The organism is Fuscibacter oryzae (assembly GCF_016765795.1).
Lineage (GTDB): Bacteria > Pseudomonadota > Alphaproteobacteria > Rhodobacterales > Rhodobacteraceae > Fuscibacter > Fuscibacter oryzae.
The window spans coordinates 155,564-173,719 of sequence record NZ_JAESVP010000003.1 but is presented as its reverse complement, the minus strand read 5'-3'; the positions used below and the strand labels follow the sequence as shown (position 1 = coordinate 173,719).

Here is an 18,156-nt window from a genome sequence, read left to right as displayed (position 1 = left end):
GCGACACCAAAGGGAACAGTTCTGATGCTTGGCCGCATTCACCAAAAGCTGAAGGACTGGCAGGACGCCCTTGGGCGGCGCTATGGCACCGACATCACCACCCCCGCCGCGCGCCGCGCCGCATGGTGGCATTTCCAACTGTCCGACCATGCTTTCCTGCGCATCTGGTGGCACAATTTCGCCACCGTCGCCCCCGGCCTGTTCCGGTCGAACCAACCCGACGGCAAGCGGCTGGCGGCCTATGCGGGTCTGGGCATCAAATCGGTTCTGAACCTGCGCGGTGCCTCTGGTCAAAGTTTCTGGCTGTTTGAGCGCGAGGCCTGCGACCGCCTTGGCCTGCCGCTGATCGACCTGAACATGTCGGCCCGCCGCGCGCCCGAACCCGAGGTGCTGTTGCAGCTTTACGACCTCTTTCAAACCCTGCCGCGCCCTATTCTGGTGCATTGCAAATCGGGCGCCGACCGCACCGGCCTTGCCGCAGCGCTTTGGCTGATCTGGGTTGAAGGCAAAACGGTGGAAGAGGCGATGGGTCAGCTTTCGCTGCGCTATGTTCACCTGTCCTTTGGCCGGACCGGGATACTCGACCACTTTCTGCGCTTTTATGCGCGAGAACGCGACCGGACCGGCATTGCCCTGATCGACTGGATCCGGGACGGTTATGACCCCAAGGCGCTGGCCGAGTCCTATCGCCGGTATGAGGCGAAGGGCAAGCTGGGCGACTGGTAGGGGCTTGACCTTCGCCGCCCCGGCACCGACATCTGGCGCATGAGTGTCGAAACCACCCCGGAAACCGCCCCCGACCGCCGTATCTATCGCCTGACCGGCGCGGATGCCCTGCCCTTTTTGCAAGGGCTGGTGTCTAATGACGTGATGCCTTTGGCCAAGGCCGACGGTGTGGTCTGGGCGGCGCTGTTGACCCCGCAGGGGAAATATCTGGCAGATTTCTTCGTGGTGGCGCGGGCAGGCGAGTTGCTGTTGGACATCAGCGACAAGCTGGCCGAGGCAACGGTGCGCCGTCTGTCGATGTACCGTCTGCGCGCCGATGTGCAGATCACGCCCGCGCCTGACCTGCATGTCACGCGCGGCATGGGCACGCCCCCCGCCGGGGCCTTGCCCGACCCACGCCATCCCGCATTGGGCTGGCGCGCCTGGGGCAATGCGGGCACAGCGCCCGTGATCGACTGGGATGCCATCCGCGTTGAACATCTGATACCGGAAACCGGGATCGAGCTTTTGCCCGATGACAGCTATCTGCTGGAAGCAGGCTTCGAGCGGCTGAACGGCGTGAATTTCCGCAAGGGCTGCTATGTCGGGCAAGAGGTCACGGCCCGGATGAAGCACAAAACTGAACTGCGCAAAGGTCTTGTCCGCCTGCGGATCGACGGGGCAGCACCCGTTGGCACCGAAATCCTGTCTGGGGGCAAACCTGCCGGGATACTGTTCACCCAATCGGGGGGCCGGGCGCTGGCCCATATGCGCCATGACCGGATGGATGGCCCGCTGACCGCCGGCTCTGCCCGGTTGTTCGCCGATGGCTAACCCGCCAGCGCCGCGAAATCCTGCGCCACGCGCTGCCAGACCGCCTCGCTGCTGGCGACCAACAGCACACCCCGCTCTCGGTTGAGGTCATAGGGCTGCCCGTCCAGAAACCGGGCGACGCCGCCCGCCTGCACGACAGCCAGCGCCCCCGCCGCATGGTCCCACGGGTGGGGCACCGGGCCGGACAGCGCGAATTCGGCATAGCCCTGCGCGATCAGCCGGTATTCATGGCAGGCACAGCGCAACGTCAGCACACGGCCATAGCCAAGGCCCGCCAGAACACCTGCGCGGCGCAGGTCGCCCTCAAACAAACCAGCCGCGAAGTATCCGGTCATCTCGGCCGGGTCAGTCACGCCAGAGGTGGCAAGCACGCGGCTGTTGCCCCGCGCATCTTGCAGCAGCGTCGGGCCATCCCCGGTCGCCACGATCCAGTCATCACACATCGGGTCATACAGCACCCCCGCCACCGCCCGGCCATGGCGCACCACCGCCGCCAGCATGCCAAACAGCGCCAGCCCGCGGGCAAAGTTCCAGGTGCCGTCAATCGGGTCCAGCACCACGGCCTGCGCCTCGGTTGCCATCCGCTGGCGCAGGGCCGGGTTCTCGGCAACCCCCTCCTCTCCCAGCACCGGAATACCGGGCCAGTCGCGGGCCAGCGCGGCGGTCACATGCGCCTCGGCGGCGGTATCGGCAACGGTCACCAGATCAGCGAAATGCGACTTGCGGTCGATCTGTCCTGGCAGCAGGTTGCGGAAGCGCGGCAGGATTTCCGCCACCGCCGCCGCCCGCAACGCATTTATCAGAAGATCAAGCCCTGCCATGCGTTACCCCTGCATAAATTGCGGCCAAATATGGACAAATGGTTGATAGATGGATGAACCGCCCTATATATGGCCGACCGTCCTGCACCAATTCGACAAGATACTGTAGCGAGCGTCTTTTAGCTATGCGTCCAGCGCATATCTGCCATATGAAAGACGAGACGCCGAATCGTGATCAAATCGTTACAAGCGCAGGACGCGACCGCTAACAAGAGCAATAACAAAGGAACTCGTGATGCTGGACACGATCGACAGCACTGCGTTCAACTTCGAGCAAGGTCAACGCGCGCGCAAGCTGTTTGCCGCCGTGGTGCTCGCCGCATTGGATGATGCCATTGCGGATGACAAGAAGTTCGGCAACGGGCCGGAACAGATCGCCCGTTGGGCGCGGTCGCGCGACGGACGCGAGGTTTTGTCCTGCGCCGGGATTGACCCCAACGAACGTGTGGTCAAGGGTTTGATGGAGTTCGTTTCCAAGGGCGTGCGCACCTCGGTCGCGTTGAGCCGTGAAGAATCCGAACGCCGCCATGCGATGGAAATGGATCAGGCAGAAGCCGCCTGATCCGGTCCCGCCGACCACAGATTGCAAGACGAAAAAGCGGCCCCTTGGGGCCGTTTTTTCGTTTCCTGGCGTGGCGTGAAAGGCTTAGTACAGGTCTTGGGTGGCAACGGCCCGAGAGATTTCGGCGCGGATCAGCTTGCGGATGTTGCGGGTGATCCGCTGGCCCAACGCGCCCTGCAACTCTTCAACGATCAACTCGCGCACAAGTTCACGCAACGCCTCTTCGCCGATTGCCTGCGCCTCGGCCGGATCAATCCGGCCCGCGATTTCGCTGCTCAGTTCCTCAACTGCCTCGGCCTCTGCGGCGTCAGCCCAGGCCAGATCGGGTTCAATGGTGGGCGCGCCGCGCGCAAGGGTATCGAACGGCTCGTCCTCACCCTCTTGCGCCCAAGTGGCAACATCGGGGTGGGTGTCCTCGACGGTGGCTTCGATGATCTCGGGGGCAATCTCTGACGCGGCCTCTGCGATGATGTCCGGAGCGGCCTCGGCAAGGATTTCATCTCGCGGCAGCGTCGCCCAAGGGTCCACTGCTTCCGCGACCTCTGCCACCTCGACCGGGACGGCACGCGGCGGCAGAATCGGATTGACCAGTTGAACGCGAGGATAGGCGGCAAAGGTCAGCACGGGGCCTTCGTCTTCCCACTCCCCCTCCCACTCGGCGTCCTCCAGCACGGCGGCCCCTTCGGGCAGGGGCGGCTGTTCGTCTCCCGTCTCAGGCTCCCATTCTTCCTGCTGGGCATCGACGGCGGCGCCAAGGCCCGCCACCAGTGCGCCGATGGGGGCGGCGGCAGGCGGAATGGCAGGCTCGGCCAGCTCTTCCGCCACCACGCGCAGAGCGGGTGTCAGAATCAGCCGCTCTGGCCCAAGGGTCATGTCGCGTCTTTCCAAAGACGGCCCCCCCCGCACGATGGATGGCTTGCTGTCTTCCGACACCAGACGTCGGATCGAGGACAGAACATCCTCGATTTCGACCTTGCTCATGGCTTCCGACATGCGCGCCTCGTTGTTCTTGCCTTTGGCCCAGTCTAGCCGCCCAGCATGGACCTGACAAGAATTCGCCCCCACAAGGGGGGCGAATTGCGCATCAAATGCGGTAGTAAATCAGTTGCCGATCTTTTTCAGGATGCGGTCCAGCCGCTTGCCCTGTGCGCTGGCGGCGGGAGCATCCTTGACAGCGTTGTAATAAGCCTCTGGGTCATAGGTCGGGATGCCAAGTTTCAGATGATCGACCGTCAACAGGCCCATCGAGGCAAGCAGGTTGTAAACGCCGATATAACGATCAGCCTCGGCCTGAAGGCGGCTGACGCGGGCTGACAGCAGATCCTGTTCCGCCGTCAGCACATCCAGCGTTGTGCGCGCGCCAAGCTGCGCCTCCTCGCGCACCCCGTCAAACGCTCGTTGCGCAGCCGAAATCTGCTTGCGCGTCGCATCAATCGACGCGCCCGCAACCACCAGATTTGCCCAGGCCTGACCAACCGTCTGTTCGACCGTAACCGTGGTCTGCAACAACCCGGCAGAGGCCTGATCCTTGCCCGCCAGCGCCCGGCGATAGGTGGCAGATTTGCCACCGCCGGCATAAAGCGTCTGGCTCATCGCAAGGCCGATGCCTGAATTGCCAAGGCCGGTATCGGTATCCTTGTTCACAGAAATCTCGCCCGAGATGGTCGGACCAAGGGCGGTGGCTGCAATCTTCACTGCCAGATCGGCGGCCTTGACCGCATGTTGCTGCTGGCCAATCGACGGGTGGCTGCGCATCGCGACCGCCTTGGCATCGCCCAGCGATTTGGCGGTGGAAGGCGGACGGGGCAGGCCCGACAGCCGGTCGGGGTAATGACCGATGGACGCCTTGTAATTCTCTCGCGCAATCATCAACTGACCTTGCGCGGCGGCAAGGGTGGCCTGCGCGGCGGCAAGTGCAGCCTCTGCCTGCGACACGTCGGTCTGAGTGATCTCACCCACCTCGAACCGGTCGCGGGCGGCGCGCATTTCCTGCGTGATCACCCGCACGTTCGACTCTCGCAGGCCCACAATTTCTTGCGCCAGCCCAAGGTTGACATAGGCCGCCACCGCCGAAAGCAGCACCTGCTGTTCGACGTTGACCAGCGACGACCGGGTGGCTAGCACGCTTTCATGCGCCGCCTCGACCTGCAAGCGCCCGCGCCCGCCAGCCCAGATCACGACAGAGCCGGTAACGGCCAGACTGGAGGAGGTGGTCTCGAAATTCGGCACCGGCAGCGAAGAGGTCGCCGCATCGTTGTTATACTTGCGCCACCCGGCCTGGGCCACAAAGTCGATCACCGGGCGCAGGTTCGCCACCGCAATTGCCGCATCTTCATCTGCCGCGCGCAGCACAGCCTGATTTTGGTCCAGCAGGTGAGAGGTCTTGTAGGCCGAAACCAGCGCATCGGCCAGCGTTTCAGCCTGCGCCCCTGCCGAACCCGCCGCAATCCCTGCGACAAAGCCCAGCATCTTCACAATCTTACGCATCGCCCGTTTCCTGTTTTTGGCCGGGGCGTGCCCCCGGCTCGTCTGCCTCTGGTCAGCCCGCGCAGGATGCGCGGACAACCCCGTCAGAGCGTGAAGCCCTGTTTGGCGGCAAAGCCCGGCAGAACCGGCGCCGCAGCATTGAACGCAAAGCGCCAGGTCATCCGGCCGCCGTCCTTGTAACCGACCTTTGCAATGCCAACTGCGCCTTGCATGAAAATGGCGCCAATCCGGCCACCATCTTTCAACTGGGCCAGCAGGTCATCTGGCAGAACCTCGACCCCGCCTTCGATGGTGATCACGTCAAACGGGCCATGTTTCGGCGACCCTGCGGCCAGCGCGCCGGTCAGAACCGCCGCATTGTCGGCCCCTTGGGCAGCCAGTGCCTTGGTCGCCTCTGCGGCAAGCGCCTCATCTTCCTCGACCGCCACCACCGCCTCGGCCATGCGGGCAATCACGGCGGTGGAATAGCCAAGACCCGCCCCCACATCCAGCACCAGTTCGCTGGGCTGAATGTCCAGCGCGTCCAGCAGCTTGGCCAAAGTGCGCGGTTCCAGCACCACACGGCCCGATGCCAAGGCGACGTTTTCGCCCGCATAGGCCGCTTCGCGCAGGTCGGCAGGCACGAATTTTTCGCGCGGAACTGCCAGCATCGCCTCGATGATCGGGTACTTCGTGACGTCCGAGGGGCGGACCTGCGTGTCAACCATCATGATGCGGCGGGCGGAGTAATCGCTCATCTCTGAACTCATCGGTCTGATTTTTGCTGATCCCGTCTTGCCACAGATGCTTGGGCGGGGCAACGGCCTTGCTGACGGTAGAACGGTGCGGCAGACGATTTCCGGCGCACTGCGGCATTGCGCCCGCAGGTTGGTTGCAAAACAGGCTTCCGGCCCTGCCCCGCCTGGCAGATTTCCGTTTAATTCTTGCGCGGCATCGGTGTGTCGGGCATCAAGCACGGGCCAAGAATAACGGACCGCCCGATGAACCGCATCTGCCATATCGAGATCGACGAAAACGGCCTTGCCCGCCCGACCCCGGAAATCGAGCAAGAGCGCAAGGTCGCGATCTTTGATCTGCTGGAGGACAACAGCTTTGGCCTGCCCGCGCGCGACGGGCGCGACATCCCCCCCGGCCCCTACCGGCTGGGCCTTGCGATCCGCGAGGGGCGGCTGGTCTTTTCTCTTGCCCTGGAAGATGCGCAGCCAGTGGGAGAGTTTCACCTCTCGCTCGGGCCGTTCCGGCAGGTGGTGAAAGACTATTTCCAGATCTGCGAAAGCTATTTCGACGCGGTGAAACGCCTGCCCCCCAGCCAGATCGAGGCGATCGACATGGCCCGGCGTGGCATTCACAACGAAGGGGCGCGGGTTCTGCAAGAGCGGCTGGAGGGCAAGGCCCTGGTCGATACCGCCACGGCCCGCCGCCTGTTCACCCTGATCTGCGTCCTGAATTGGGGGTGATCTTGATCGATCTTCCCCAGGCCGTGCTGTTTTGCTGTGACCATAACGCGGTGCGCTCTCCCATGGCCGAGGCGCTGATGAAGAAATTCTATGGCCATCAGGTCTATGTGCAATCCGCTGGCGTCAAGAACGACATGGAAGTGGACGGCTTTTCCATCGCTGTCTGCAAAGAGCTGGGGGTAGAGCTGGACCGCCACCGTTCGCGCAGCTTTGAAGAGATGCAGGAGATGGGCGACGATCTGGGCCAGTTCGACCTGATCGTGGCACTGTCGGCAAGCAGCCGCCGCGCAGCACTGGACCTGACGCGCAACTATCATCTGGAGGTCGAATACTGGCCGATCCTCGACCCCACCGCCATTGGTGAGACGCGCGAGGCCAAGCTGTCAGCCTATCGTCAGGCGCGCGACCAGATCCGCGACCGCATCCTCGACCGGTTTGGCAGGCCAGAGGCGGCCTGATACCCGTCAGCGCAGCTTCAGGCCCGACATGAATTCCATGAACGCCCGCAAGGCCGCCGTCATGTGGCGGCGAGAGGGATAGATCAGGTTCACTGGCACGTCTGGCAGAAAGAAATCGGTCAGGATCGGCACCAGCCGCCCGTCGCGCAACTCTTCGTCGATCATGAACATCGGCATCATGGCGATGCCTTTGCCATCCATCGCCGCCGCACGCACCAATTCGCCGTTGTTGGTCTGAAAGACCGGAACGATCTTTTGGTGAACCACCTCATTGCCCTTACGGAACGGCCAGGTGCCGCTGCCGCGCAGATTTGTGTAATAGATGCTGCGATGATCGGTCAGATCCTCCGGTTTGGCGGGCACGCCATGTTCCGCCAGATACCCCGGAGAGGCGACCAGCATCAGCCGCACATCATGCAGATGTCGCGCAAACAGGCCGGAGTCATCCAGATTGCCGATGCGGATCACCGCATCAAAGCTGTCGCCGACCAGATCGGCGCGTTCGTCATCCAGCACCGCCTCCAGCTGAATGTCGGGATGCTGTTCGATGAACTTCAACATATGGGGTTGCAGCACACGCAGGGTGTAAAAAACCGGCGCACCGATCTTGAGCGGACCAGAGGGCTTGGCCGACACCGCGCGCACTGCCTCGGTCGCTTCGTCAAGCTGGGCAAGAATTTCGCGCACCCGCGCACTGTAATCCAGCCCCACAGCCGTAGGTTTGACCGACCGGGTAGAGCGGGTCAGAAGCCGCGCGCCCAGACTCGCCTCTAGATCAGAGATGTATTTGCTGCACAGGCTTTTGGAGATTCCCATGCGGCGGGCCGCCTCGGCAAAGCTGCCCTCGTCAACGATGTGCAAAAAGGTCCGAAGAACCGCAGTTTCCATAAATCGTATTCCGTCCTGTCGTGACTGACGACATGGGGCGGTTTTCTGATGTTTGAAACTGTCCATTTTTCACGCCATCCTTTTGCACCTGCGCGGTGGCGCACAGATCGCCACCTTGAAAGCAGAGCGCGAAATGACAAAGGCACCCGCGGAGCTAGCGGGTGCCTCTGGGCCTGACCTTCGTCATCGGCCGTGATCAGTCGCGGCTGGGCCGGTCAACGGTTCCGGTCGAGGGGAACAGAGTCACGCTGACGGTCTGATCCGCCGACAGCCCCGCGCGGTGCAGTTCCTTGGGAAAGGCAACGTCTTTGGCTTTCACTTCAACCTTGGTCACTTCGGTCGCAGCCACGATGGTGTCGGGGCGTTCGGCCGAGTTGAAACCGGCAGCATTGGCAGCACCAGCCAGCAGGGCCAGGGTAGAAACGGCAAGAGCGAACTTCTTCATTTTATTCTCCATTTTCATTTTGGCGACGCATCATTTCGTCGTCTGAGGAGGAGATAGGCCCCGGCAAAGCGAACTATTAGCCATCCCTTTTCGCATTCAAAGTTCACTGTCATCGAACAGTCACGAAACTGTCAGAATGCAAAAAGGCCGGGCAATCCGCCCGGCCCCTGCCTGTCATTTCAATCTGATGTCAGGCGGCGTTCTGGCCCGCCGCATGGGCAGACAGGATCTGGCCAAGGTTGTCCTCGATCCAGCCGGTCAGCGCCAAAAGATGGCCCGCCGCCTGTTGGCCAAGGGGTGTCAGACTGTAATCGACATGCGGCGGCACAACATTATGCGCCTCACGCGCGATCATACCATCCGCCTCCAGCAGTTGCAGGGTCTGGGCCAGCATCCGTTCGCTGACGCCACCTACCTTGCGGCGCAGCGCGCTGAACCTATGGGTGCCGGTCATCAGGGTGATCATCACCAGGGTGCCCCAGCGGCTGGTCATATGCTGCAAAACGGGGCGCGACGGGCAATCCGCCGCCAGAACATTGCCCTTCTGCCAGAAGTCCAGCAGGTCTTGTGCCTTTTTGTCCGGGGTCATGTGCGGTCATCCTTTATACTAACAAAATTGTATGTACTTCCGTTTCGTAAGTAAAGGCGTATTGCTGGTCCCACAGGTCAACCAATGGAGACTGACATGACCATCGCCGTTACCGGAGCCACCGGCCAGTTGGGCCGCCTTGCCATCGCCGCGCTGCAAGCCCGTGGTGCCAGCCCCGTCGCCCTAGTGCGCAGCCCCGAAAAGGCGGCTGATCTGGGGGTAGAGGCCCGCGCTTTCGATTACTGGACCGCTGCGCCAGAGGCGCTGAAAGGCGTCGATACGCTGGTTCTCATCTCGACCAATGATTTCAACGACCGTGCGGGCCAGCACAAGAACGTCATCGCTGCCGCCAAGGCTGCGGGCGTCGGGCGCATCATCTATACTTCGATCCTCAAGGGCGATGCCTCGCCGATGAAGTTGCTGACCTCGGATCATGTCACCACCGAGGCGGCGCTCGCGGCTTCGGGTATTCCTGCGACGATCCTGCGCAACGGCTGGTATAGCGAAAATTATACCGGAAGCCTTGGCGCCGCGCTGCAACATGGCGCGATCATTGGTTCGGCGGGTGACGGCCGCGTCTCTACCGCCGCCCGCAAGGACTATGCCGAAGCGATTGCGGTCACAGCGCTAGATGCCTCGCACGCGGGCAAAACCTATGAGCTTGCGGGCGACGACAGCTATACGCTGGCTGATCTTGCGGCCGAGGTGGCCAAGCAGTCCGGCAAGCCAGTCGCCTTCGTCAATCTGCCCGAAGCCGACTATGCCAAAGCGCTGGAAGGGTTCGGCCTGCCCGCAGGTTTTGCCGCAGTGCTGGCGGAATCGGATTTCAGCGCCTCGAAAGGCTCGTTGTTCGATGATAACCGCACCCTGTCGCGCCTGATCGGCCGCCCGACGACCCCCGTGGCCGAAACGGTGCGCGCAGCACTGGCCTAAAGGTCGTTTTCGCACGACCCAACGTCATCGTCAGGCTTTGACCCTGCCCGGACCCCGTGCCACAAACACGGGGTCCGATGCATTGAAAGGCCTGCCATGTCCGCTACTGCCCGCGCCACCGTGACCGCCTATTACGCCGCCTTCAACGCAGGCGACGCCGCCGGAATGCTGGCCGCCGTCACCGATGACATCGAACACCGCGTCAACGAGGGCGGTGTGCGCCTTGGCAAGGAAAAGTTCGCCGAGTTTTGCAGCCATATGGGCGTCAGCTACCGCGAGGAGCTGAAGGACATCGTGGTTTTCGTCAACGAAGACGGCACCCGCGCCGCCGCCGAATTTGTGGTGCATGGCACCTATCTGAAAACCGATCCCGGCCTGCCCGAAGCCAGAGGCCAGACCTATATTCTGCCCGCCGGGTCGTTCTTTGACCTGAAGGATGGCCAGATTTCCCGCGTGACCACCTTTTACAACCTGAACGACTGGGTCGCACAGGTGTCGAATGGTTGAGGTCCGCACCCTTCGCGGAGCCGAACTGGAGGCAAACCTTGATGGCGTCGCCCGCCTGCGCATCGCCGTCTTCCGTGACTGGCCTTACCTTTACGACGGCACGCTGGAATACGAGCGGGACTATCTGCAAACCTACCGCGACAATCCCGGCGCGCTGTTGGTTGGCGCGTTTGACGCTGGCATCCTTGTCGGGGCCTCGACCTCGACCCTGATGGAAGACCACGCCGAGGAATTCGCCGCCCCCTTCCGCGATTTTCCCGTGCCGATGCACGACATTCTTTATGGCGCGGAATCGGTCCTTCTGCCCGCTTATCGTGGTCAGGGCATCGGTCACCGCTTTTTCGACCTGCGCGAAGACCATGCCCGCGCCATGGGGCGCGGCCATATCGCCTTTTGTTCGGTCGTGCGGCCCGCCAGCCACCCGATGCGGCCCGAAACCTACCGCACCAATGACGCCTTCTGGCTGGGGCGCGGCTATGCCCCCCTGCCCGGCATGATGGCGGAATTTGCCTGGAAGGACGTGGGCGATACCGGCGAAAGCGTGAAGCCCCTGCAATTCTGGATGCACAAGCTGTGATCATCGCCGCTGCCGCCTATCCGCTGGATTTCCATGAAACTTTTGACAGTTTCGCCGCCAAGACGACGGCTTGGGTGGAACAGGCGGCAGGGAATGGCGCTGACCTGCTGGTCTTTCCCGAATATGGCCTGATGGAGCAGGCGAGCCTTGGCGGCCACACCATCGCCGCCGATCTGGAGGCAAGCCTGCACGAGGTCGCCCGCGCAAGGCCCGCAACGGATGCCCTTTATGCCGGGCTGGCAGCGAAACACCGCCTCCATATCCTTGGCGCGTCCGGCCCGGTGTTCGAAGGTCCACGCCCCGTTAACCGCGCCAGCCTGTTCGGCCCAAATGGCCTGATCGGCCATCAGGACAAACAGATGATGACCCGGTTCGAACGCGAGGTCTGGAATGTGGTCGCAGGCGGCCCCTTGCAGCTTTTCGACACGCCCCTTGGCAAGATCGGGGTGCTGATCTGCTATGACAGCGAATTTCCCCTGCTGGGCCGCGCACTGGTCGAGGCGGGGGCCGAGATCATCCTTGTCCCCTCTTGCACCGACAGCTTTGCCGGTTTCACCCGCGTCCGCGTCGGCGCCATGGCCCGCGCGCTGGAAGGGCAATGTGTCACTGTCCATTCACCCACCGTGGGCCTGTGCGACTTTTCCCCCGCAGTGGATGAAAACGTCGGCTCCGCCGCGATCTATGGCCCGCCCGACCGCGGCTTTCCCGCCATGGGCATCTTCGACGAAACGCCCCTCAACCAACCGGGCTGGGCCTATGCCACTGTGGATCTTGAAACCATCCATGCGGTGCGGCGCGACGGGCAGGTGCTGAACCACGCCCATTGGGAAGAACAGATGGATCGGGCCGCATCGGGCGTGACCTTGATCCGAACCTGATCCCGCTTTCCCTTGCCTTTCTGGAAATAGTCCACTGCGGTCCGGTGATGTGAAACCCCCGGCTCCTCGGCCGCACCCAAGACTCCCCTTGAAAATCGGGAAAATCCGGCGCATATGCCGCGCACAGCCCGCCACCCGCGCGGGCCTTACCCCTTTTGGAGAGACCATGGCCAAGGAAGAAACCCTCGAATTCCCCGGTGTCGTGAAGGAACTTTTGCCCAATGCGACATTCAAGGTTGAACTCGAAAATGGCCATGAACTGATCGCGACGATGGCTGGCAAGATGCGCAAGAACCGTATCCGGGTTCTGGCAGGCGACAAGGTGCAGGTCGAAATGACCCCCTATGACCTGTCGAAAGGCCGCATCAACTATCGCTTCAAGTAAATTGAAGTTCATTCTGGGATCAGGCAGTCCGCGCCGGAAGGAACTTCTGTCGCACCTGGGCATCACGCCCGACGCCATCCTGCCCCCCGACATCGACGAAGAGCCGAAAAAGGGCGAACTGCCCCGCCCCTATTGCGCGCGGCTGGCGCGCGAAAAGGCGGCGGCGGTTGCTGCCGGGCCGGATGATCTGGTGCTGTGCGCCGATACCACCGTTGCCCTTGGCCGCCGCATTCTGGGCAAGCCGCGCGACGCAGGCGAGGCGGCAGCGTTCCTAACGGCCCTTGGCGGGCGGCGGCATCAGGTGATCACCGCCATTGCCCTGCGCCGCGGCGACCGCCTCTGGACGCGCGAAAGCGTCAGCGCCGTCAAGATGAAGCGGCTGTCCGATATGGAACTGAACGCCTATCTTCAGGGCGGCGAATGGCAGGGCAAGGCCGGGGCCTATGCCATTCAGGGCGCGGCTGGCGCCTTCATTCCGTGGATTTCCGGCAGTTTTACCGGCATCGTCGGCCTTCCACTGGCCGAAACCGCGGCCCTGCTTGCAGATGCAGGCTGGCCGGTCTGGAGGCAAGCATGAAGGGCCGCGTCGTTATTCTGGATACCTTTGACGGGCGCGACGCCGCCGCGCTTGTGGTGGACGGGCAGCTTGAAGAGCTGGCGATTGATCCCAAGGGCGACGAGGCGCTGCCGGGTGCCATCTACCGCGCCGTTGCCGACCGCCCGATGAAGGGCCAGGGCGGCATTTTCGTGAAATTGCCCGGCGGGGCTTCAGGTTTTTTGCGCCAGATTTCGGGCATCGCGCCCGGCCAGCGCCTGCTGGTGCAGGTCACCGGCCCTGCCGAGCCGGGCAAGGCCCTGCCCGTCACCACGCGCCTGCTGTTCAAGGGCCGCTTTGCCATCCTGACCCCCGGCGCGCCGGGTCTGAACATCTCGCGCCGCATTCATGACGACGACCTGCGCGCCGATCTTGATGATCTGGCCAAGGCCGGTATGGCGGGGGCCGATGAAACTTTGGGCCTTATCCTGCGGTCGGCCTGCGCCGAGGCCGATCTGGACGAGGTAGCCGAGGATCTGGCGCAACTGCGCGCGTTGGCCGAAGCCGTTCTGGCCGATGTGGCGGGCGACCCCGAACTGCTGTTCGATGGCCCTGGCGCGCATGACCTTGCGCTGCGCGACTGGCTGGAACCTGCGCCGGACGAGGTGGTCAGCGCCCCCGGCGGCTTTGCCGATCATGGCGTTGCCGATCTGATCGCCGACCTGGCCCGCACCCGCGTGCCCCTGCCCGCCGGTGGCCACCTGATGATCGAACCCACCCGCGCCTTGGTGGCGATTGATGTGAACACCGGCACCGATACCTCGCCCGCCGCAGCGCTCAAGGCCAATATCGCCGCCGCACGCGACCTGCCTCGCCAGTTGCGCCTGCGCGGCCTTGGCGGCCAGATCGTGGTAGATTTCGCGCCCCTGCCGAAAAAGGACCGCGCGATTCTGGATCAGGTGTTGAAGGCGGCCTTCAAGACCGAAGGCGCGGATGTGAATCTGGCAGGCTGGACCAATCTGGGCCTGTTCGAGATGACCCGCCGCCGCGACCGCCTTCCGCTCAGCGAGCTTTTGGCATGAGCTGCCCGATCTGCGGCAAGGCGGCGGATGCCAAATACCGCCCCTTTTGCAGCCGCCGCTGCGCCGATGTAGACCTTGGCCGCTGGCTGACCGGCGGCTATGCCCTTCCCGCCGAGGACGATACCGAGGAAACCGACGCCCCGCCGCCCGCTCCTCCCCGCACGCAATAAATTCACCAGTAACCCACGCGAAAAAACGCCAAAACCCTCTGGACAGCCCCGCCCACCTGACGTATCACCCGCCCACTCGAAAGGCAGCGCCCTTTCATCAAGAGTGCCCGGATAGCTCAGTTGGTAGAGCAGCGGATTGAAAATCCGCGTGTCGCTGGTTCGATTCCGGCTCCGGGCACCACTTAAATCCCTGAAATGATTGATCGGAACCGTGCCTTGATGTTTCGGACACGGTTACGACGTCGGATCTGGGCTACCTATGGGCTACTTTGCGCGGGCCTAACCGAAATCCGTCTGAACGACGAATAGGCAGGCACCCCAACAAGATTCTTTTCACAAAGTGAAGATGCCACGAGCGCACTTCCAGGAGTCGTGCGTATAGAGAGCTTATGCCCCCTTGCATAACTTAGGAGACCACAATTGGCGACGCCGGCAAACCCCAACACCCTCTATCTCTCTGTTGATCAGGTCGCCGAACGTCTCGGTGTATCCACCGATAGCATTTGGCGCTGGAAGCGCGCAGGCGCCTTCCCGCTCGCGGTGAAAGTTGGCCCTGGCTGCACCAGGTGGCGGCTGAGTGATATCGAAGCCTATGAAAGCAATCTCCAGGCCTGCTTCACGTTCGACGCGTCGCACTTGCTTGCTGCGTGATAATTTGCGAGGGCGGTGGCTGCGCCTGACCCCACGGGGAACGGCTAGCTTACCCCGCCGCCGCCCCATCCCGCGTCCAGGAGTTTCGTCAACGCCTGAATGCGGGACAGCGTGATCCGAGGATCGCGGCCGCCTGAGATGACGCGGATCATCTCAATCCACGCCTTCTCGTTCTCGGTCAACTGGTCCCACGGTCCCGCTGGTCCCGCCGGCACGACGAGTTTCCCTTCACTCATTTGCGGAAGATCCCCCTCAGCACCGTCCGAGACCGCGCGGTCAGGCGTGGGTCGGTATTACCAGATGCGTCACGGATTTCGTCGAGCCAGCCCTGTTCGTTTTCGCTGACGGGCGAGCCGAAGATCTCGGTGATCGCCCGCGCTGCGGTCGCGCCCACCGCCTGGTCCAGCGCCAGACGCATCAGGACAGCTGGGTCAGCCTCCAGCGCCTTGGCGAGCGCAGGGATGCGGTCGAGGGGGATCTTGGTCTTTCCGGTTTTGAGAAACGTGACCATGTTCGGATTCACGAAACCGGCTTCGGTGGCGATCTCGGCCTGCGTCTTGGAGTGGCTCAGGTCGCGGATGCGGTCGGCGATGAAGATGGTCGCTGGGCTGTTCTCGTAGGGGTTAGTCATTGTCGGTCTCGTCTGTGGTTGGTTACAGACTGAACTTACCGACCAACGCTGCGAGCGTCGGGTGGGAGTTGTAACTCTGCGAACGGGAACAGCGAAGTCCTAGAAAAAATCGCGTCTGATGATGGGGGTGCATTCTGCGCCAGCCGGTCGGGGGCGCCTCAACCCTCCGGGTTGGCGGGGTTGCACGGCCAGAGATCTGGGCGCAGCACGCTCCATGCGCCCATCAGGACCGATCCTCTGTCAAAGTAATCAGGCGGTCACCGAGGCCGTGCGCGAGCTGCCCTGCCGCCTGCATGAGCTTCTCCTCCCACTTCGTCCCCCGACGCAGGGCTTCATTCCAGACCCCCTGAAGTTCATGACGCCGGTCTTCCAGCAGCAATCAGCGCCTGCGCCTGCACCAGATCCTTACGCGCCTTCGCCTGCGACTGCGCGACGCCACGGGCTTTTCAGCTTCTGCGGACCGAATTGCCACCGCTGATGATCGTGTTGATCAATGCGGCTACCGCCTTGTGCATGGCTTCGTTGCCATCACCGGCAGGGGCGTATTCATGCGCAGCCGCCGCATCTTTCAAGACGCCCATGATCTCACGCTCTGGCAGGATGTTGCGGTCGTTCAACGCGAGCAACAGGGACTCGCAGATGGCAAGGGCGGCAGTTCCGGCAACTTCGGGCGTGGTCGGCATTGTATTTCGACTTTCTGGGAAACTTCTGTCACGATCACCCGCGACAAGCATAGACCTGCAACAGACACGACATCATCACCGGAAATTTCCGGTGCGGGCTGATCTGGATCAGCAGAGGTCCGTCTCTTTTGTCCAAGATAAAGGCGAATGGGCTGCTGATTACTGCCTGATGCTACAGGGGCGATTGATGACTCAGCGAAACGTCGCAATCGCGATCCAGGACAGCCCGTTTGCGCGCAAACTGGCCGCCTTTGTGCGCCTGTCACAAAGCGATCTGTCGGTGATGTCCGAGATCTACCAACGCCGTCGAAGATTTTCTGTTGGTGTTGACATGATCCATCAGGGCCAGAGTGGCCAGAGCGCCTTCGTGCTGGCATCGGGCTGGGCCTGTTCCTACAAGATCCTCCCCGGCGGCACGCGGCAGATCGTGGATTTTCAGATTCCAGGCGATTTTCTGGGGCTGCGCTCGGTCTTGTTCCGAACTGCCGATCACAATGTTGAACCAATCACCCCGGTTCAGGCGTCTGAAGTCACGCAACACGATTTGCTGGATGCGTTTGCGCGCACGCCGCGCCTGGCGACCGCCGTGCTATGGGCCGCGTCCCGTGACGAGGCGATGGTTGTGGAGCATCTTGTGGATCTGGGCCGCCGGTCTGCGGCAGAGCGGATGGCGCACTTCATGCTGGAGATGGGGGCACGACTGCGGCTGGTTGGTATTGGGGACCGGACGGGCTATGCCTGCCCTTTGTCTCAGTATCTTCTGGCCGATGCGCTGGGGCTGAGTGCGGTGCACGTCAACCGTGTCTTGCGAGAGCTGCGCGAAAGCGGTTTGTTGACCTTCCAGAAAGGCCGCGTGGTGTTTGACGACCATGACGCGCTGGTCGAGCTGGCGGGCTTTGATCGGGCTTACCTTGACCACGATGGCCCGCTGCTGATCTAGGTCAGGGTTGCCCTTCCGAAGCACGAATGCCGGAAGGGCTGACGCGGCTTACGCCAGCGCGTTGGTGGCTTCATCCAAAGCTTTCATGCATTCGGCATCGTTCTTGGCCGTCTGCGCCTTTTCGGCCGCCTTGTAATGGGTCAAGGCCGCATCCTTCTTGGCGCCATCAGGGGCTTTGTCCCAAGCGGCCTTGACGGATTTCATCTTTTCGGCGGTGGTGTTGGAAATATTCATAGTCATTTCAAGTCCTTTCGGCTTCCAGACCCGACGATGCCCTTCGCGACCCAACTAAGAACAATAACTGAAATCTGAAAATTACGGGATCGGTCGGGGCACCGCAGGTCTGGTGCAGATATGGTCTGCGGGTATTCGCGGGCCATGGGCGAACTTGCGCTGTTTTGCGCCGTTTCATCCTGATCCAGGTTTGCATCGCGCGCATTCATTCGGGCGGAGTGGAAAACCGGCGACAAACCGCCAATGGGCGCCCGCCGCAACGCGGCAGGCAGCATGGTCAATCGGCAGGCGTCGTCACGATTTCGGCGCGGTGGTTCTGTGCCTAGCCACCTGACGTGGCGCTTGTCGTGATTGGCTCGCCAAATCCGCGCTGGGAATGGCGGATCCTGCTCAAGGCCGCGCCATAACGGATCAGCGCGGGATACTGACGGCGCACGGCCTTGGCTGGGCTGCCTCTTAGAGGCGTCAGAAGAGACATTGTTCGTATGGCCAAACACCCGGAGCGTTGAATTCGGATGTGCATTGCGCGAACGGGCCACTTCACCCAGGGCCGGCAGGAAGTTCCGCTGGACCACATCCGAGCCTGTCGGCGAGGTGATCCCTTCGGGTAAAATGACGCGAAGTTGGCTATCCTGCGCGGTCGTCACTAATCTTGCCCTGATCTGCCTCATCACCTTTCAAATAGCTCTCCAGACCTAACCTTG

26 protein-coding genes and 1 tRNA gene are annotated in these 18,156 nt (G+C 62.4%); 16 read left to right on the top strand and 11 right to left on the bottom strand.

All coding sequences use genetic code 11. The annotated features are described in order from the left end of the window. Positions 1–24: 24 nt before the first annotated feature. Complete coding sequence (locus JI744_RS06795) at positions 25–726, top strand: fused DSP-PTPase phosphatase/NAD kinase-like protein (protein WP_202658944.1); 702 nt, start codon at positions 25–27, stop codon at positions 724–726. A gap of 39 nt (positions 727–765) precedes the next feature. Then, positions 766–1,539, top strand: coding sequence for a CAF17-like 4Fe-4S cluster assembly/insertion protein YgfZ (gene ygfZ, locus JI744_RS06790; protein ID WP_202658943.1), 774 nt, complete (start codon positions 766–768; stop codon positions 1,537–1,539). Here the strand turns inward: ygfZ and JI744_RS06785 are convergent. Next, the gene (locus JI744_RS06785; RefSeq protein ID WP_202658942.1) at positions 1,536–2,360 is read right to left on the bottom strand and encodes an inositol monophosphatase family protein; all 825 of its coding nucleotides are present in this window, start codon (positions 2,358–2,360) and stop codon (positions 1,536–1,538) included. The two genes, ygfZ and JI744_RS06785, sit on opposite strands and share 4 nt — an antisense overlap. 235 nt (positions 2,361–2,595) lie before the next feature. On the opposite strand from JI744_RS06785, the gene JI744_RS06780 reads away from it, so the two are divergent. After that, a complete protein-coding gene (locus tag JI744_RS06780; protein WP_202658941.1) occupies positions 2,596–2,922 on the top strand; it encodes a DUF6280 family protein in 327 nt (108 codons plus the stop codon). Positions 2,923–3,006: 84 nt separating this feature from the next. Here JI744_RS06780 and JI744_RS06775 read toward each other — a convergent pair whose 3' ends face one another. From JI744_RS06775 to JI744_RS06765, 3 genes are all read right to left on the bottom strand, one after another. Beyond that, positions 3,007–3,915, bottom strand: a complete 909-nt coding sequence (locus JI744_RS06775; protein ID WP_202658940.1) for a hypothetical protein — start codon at positions 3,913–3,915, stop codon at positions 3,007–3,009. A 108-nt stretch (positions 3,916–4,023) separates the two neighbouring features. Further along, complete coding sequence (locus JI744_RS06770) at positions 4,024–5,409, bottom strand: TolC family outer membrane protein (protein ID WP_202658939.1); 1,386 nt, start codon at positions 5,407–5,409, stop codon at positions 4,024–4,026. A gap of 83 nt (positions 5,410–5,492) precedes the next feature. Continuing rightward, complete coding sequence (locus JI744_RS06765) at positions 5,493–6,146, bottom strand: protein-L-isoaspartate O-methyltransferase family protein (protein ID WP_202658938.1); 654 nt, start codon at positions 6,144–6,146, stop codon at positions 5,493–5,495. Between the two features lie 243 nt (positions 6,147–6,389). Here JI744_RS06765 and JI744_RS06760 point away from each other — a divergent pair, with 243 nt between their 5' ends. Both JI744_RS06760 and JI744_RS06755 read left to right on the top strand, forming a co-directional pair. Continuing rightward, positions 6,390–6,866 (top strand): UPF0262 family protein, encoded by a 477-nt coding sequence (locus JI744_RS06760; RefSeq protein WP_202659375.1) that lies wholly within the window; start codon positions 6,390–6,392, stop codon positions 6,864–6,866. Continuing rightward, positions 6,866–7,324, top strand: a complete 459-nt coding sequence (locus tag JI744_RS06755; RefSeq protein WP_202659373.1) for an arsenate-mycothiol transferase ArsC — start codon at positions 6,866–6,868, stop codon at positions 7,322–7,324. Before JI744_RS06760 ends, JI744_RS06755 begins: the two co-directional genes overlap by 1 nt. Before the next feature lie 6 nt (positions 7,325–7,330). Here the strand turns inward: JI744_RS06755 and JI744_RS06750 are convergent, their stop codons facing one another. From JI744_RS06750 to JI744_RS06740, 3 genes are all read right to left on the bottom strand, one after another. After that, positions 7,331–8,212, bottom strand: a complete 882-nt coding sequence (locus tag JI744_RS06750) for a LysR family transcriptional regulator (RefSeq protein ID WP_202658937.1) — start codon at positions 8,210–8,212, stop codon at positions 7,331–7,333. 196 nt (positions 8,213–8,408) lie between these two features. Continuing rightward, the gene (locus JI744_RS06745) at positions 8,409–8,657 is read right to left on the bottom strand and encodes a hypothetical protein (protein WP_202658936.1); all 249 of its coding nucleotides are present in this window, start codon (positions 8,655–8,657) and stop codon (positions 8,409–8,411) included. A 190-nt stretch (positions 8,658–8,847) separates the two neighbouring features. Continuing rightward, entirely contained in the window at positions 8,848–9,246 is a 399-nt protein-coding gene (locus tag JI744_RS06740; RefSeq protein WP_202658935.1) for a winged helix-turn-helix transcriptional regulator, read from the bottom strand. Positions 9,247–9,342: 96 nt separating this feature from the next. Here JI744_RS06740 and JI744_RS06735 point away from each other — a divergent pair, with 96 nt between their 5' ends. From JI744_RS06735 to JI744_RS06690, 10 genes are all read left to right on the top strand, one after another. Further along, positions 9,343–10,179, top strand: a complete 837-nt coding sequence (locus JI744_RS06735; protein ID WP_202658934.1) for an SDR family oxidoreductase — start codon at positions 9,343–9,345, stop codon at positions 10,177–10,179. 96 nt (positions 10,180–10,275) lie between these two features. Continuing rightward, positions 10,276–10,686 (top strand): ketosteroid isomerase-related protein, encoded by a 411-nt coding sequence (locus JI744_RS06730; RefSeq protein WP_202658933.1) that lies wholly within the window; start codon positions 10,276–10,278, stop codon positions 10,684–10,686. Next, on the top strand, positions 10,679–11,263 hold the full coding sequence (locus JI744_RS06725; RefSeq protein ID WP_202658932.1) for a GNAT family N-acetyltransferase: 585 nt from the start codon (positions 10,679–10,681) through the stop codon (positions 11,261–11,263). The genes JI744_RS06730 and JI744_RS06725 overlap by 8 nt, the downstream gene beginning before the upstream one ends. Beyond that, the gene (locus JI744_RS06720) at positions 11,260–12,141 is read left to right on the top strand and encodes a carbon-nitrogen hydrolase family protein (RefSeq protein ID WP_202658931.1); all 882 of its coding nucleotides are present in this window, start codon (positions 11,260–11,262) and stop codon (positions 12,139–12,141) included. Before JI744_RS06725 ends, JI744_RS06720 begins: the two co-directional genes overlap by 4 nt. Positions 12,142–12,307: 166 nt before the next feature. Further along, entirely contained in the window at positions 12,308–12,526 is a 219-nt protein-coding gene (gene infA, locus JI744_RS06715; protein ID WP_202658930.1) for a translation initiation factor IF-1, read from the top strand. A gap of 1 nt (position 12,527) precedes the next feature. Beyond that, on the top strand, positions 12,528–13,103 hold the full coding sequence (locus tag JI744_RS06710) for a Maf family protein (protein ID WP_202658929.1): 576 nt from the start codon (positions 12,528–12,530) through the stop codon (positions 13,101–13,103). Continuing rightward, entirely contained in the window at positions 13,100–14,143 is a 1,044-nt protein-coding gene (locus tag JI744_RS06705; protein ID WP_202658928.1) for a ribonuclease E/G, read from the top strand. The genes JI744_RS06710 and JI744_RS06705 overlap by 4 nt, the downstream gene beginning before the upstream one ends. Continuing rightward, the gene (locus tag JI744_RS06700) at positions 14,140–14,313 is read left to right on the top strand and encodes a DNA gyrase inhibitor YacG (protein ID WP_202658927.1); all 174 of its coding nucleotides are present in this window, start codon (positions 14,140–14,142) and stop codon (positions 14,311–14,313) included. Before JI744_RS06705 ends, JI744_RS06700 begins: the two co-directional genes overlap by 4 nt. 105 nt (positions 14,314–14,418) lie before the next feature. Further along, positions 14,419–14,494, top strand: a tRNA-Phe gene (locus JI744_RS06695). Positions 14,495–14,733: 239 nt separating this feature from the next. Then, positions 14,734–14,964, top strand: coding sequence for a helix-turn-helix transcriptional regulator (locus JI744_RS06690; RefSeq protein ID WP_202658926.1), 231 nt, complete (start codon positions 14,734–14,736; stop codon positions 14,962–14,964). A gap of 232 nt (positions 14,965–15,196) precedes the next feature. On the opposite strand, the gene JI744_RS06685 is transcribed toward JI744_RS06690, so the two are convergent. Together JI744_RS06685 and JI744_RS06680 are read right to left on the bottom strand one after the other, a co-directional pair. Beyond that, the gene (locus tag JI744_RS06685) at positions 15,197–15,595 is read right to left on the bottom strand and encodes a helix-turn-helix domain-containing protein (protein ID WP_202658925.1); all 399 of its coding nucleotides are present in this window, start codon (positions 15,593–15,595) and stop codon (positions 15,197–15,199) included. Between the two features lie 446 nt (positions 15,596–16,041). Next, positions 16,042–16,278, bottom strand: a complete 237-nt coding sequence (locus JI744_RS06680; protein ID WP_202658924.1) for a hypothetical protein — start codon at positions 16,276–16,278, stop codon at positions 16,042–16,044. Between the two features lie 187 nt (positions 16,279–16,465). Between JI744_RS06680 and JI744_RS06675 the strand changes: the two genes are divergently transcribed. Next, the gene (locus JI744_RS06675) at positions 16,466–17,218 is read left to right on the top strand and encodes a Crp/Fnr family transcriptional regulator (RefSeq protein ID WP_202659371.1); all 753 of its coding nucleotides are present in this window, start codon (positions 16,466–16,468) and stop codon (positions 17,216–17,218) included. Between the two features lie 48 nt (positions 17,219–17,266). Here JI744_RS06675 and JI744_RS06670 read toward each other — a convergent pair whose 3' ends face one another. Together JI744_RS06670 and JI744_RS06665 are read right to left on the bottom strand one after the other, a co-directional pair. Continuing rightward, a complete protein-coding gene (locus JI744_RS06670) occupies positions 17,267–17,458 on the bottom strand; it encodes a hypothetical protein (RefSeq protein ID WP_236019307.1) in 192 nt (63 codons plus the stop codon). Then, positions 17,455–18,099 (bottom strand): OmpA family protein, encoded by a 645-nt coding sequence (locus tag JI744_RS06665; RefSeq protein WP_202658923.1) that lies wholly within the window; start codon positions 18,097–18,099, stop codon positions 17,455–17,457. Before JI744_RS06665 ends, JI744_RS06670 begins: the two co-directional genes overlap by 4 nt. Positions 18,100–18,156 lie beyond the last annotated feature (57 nt).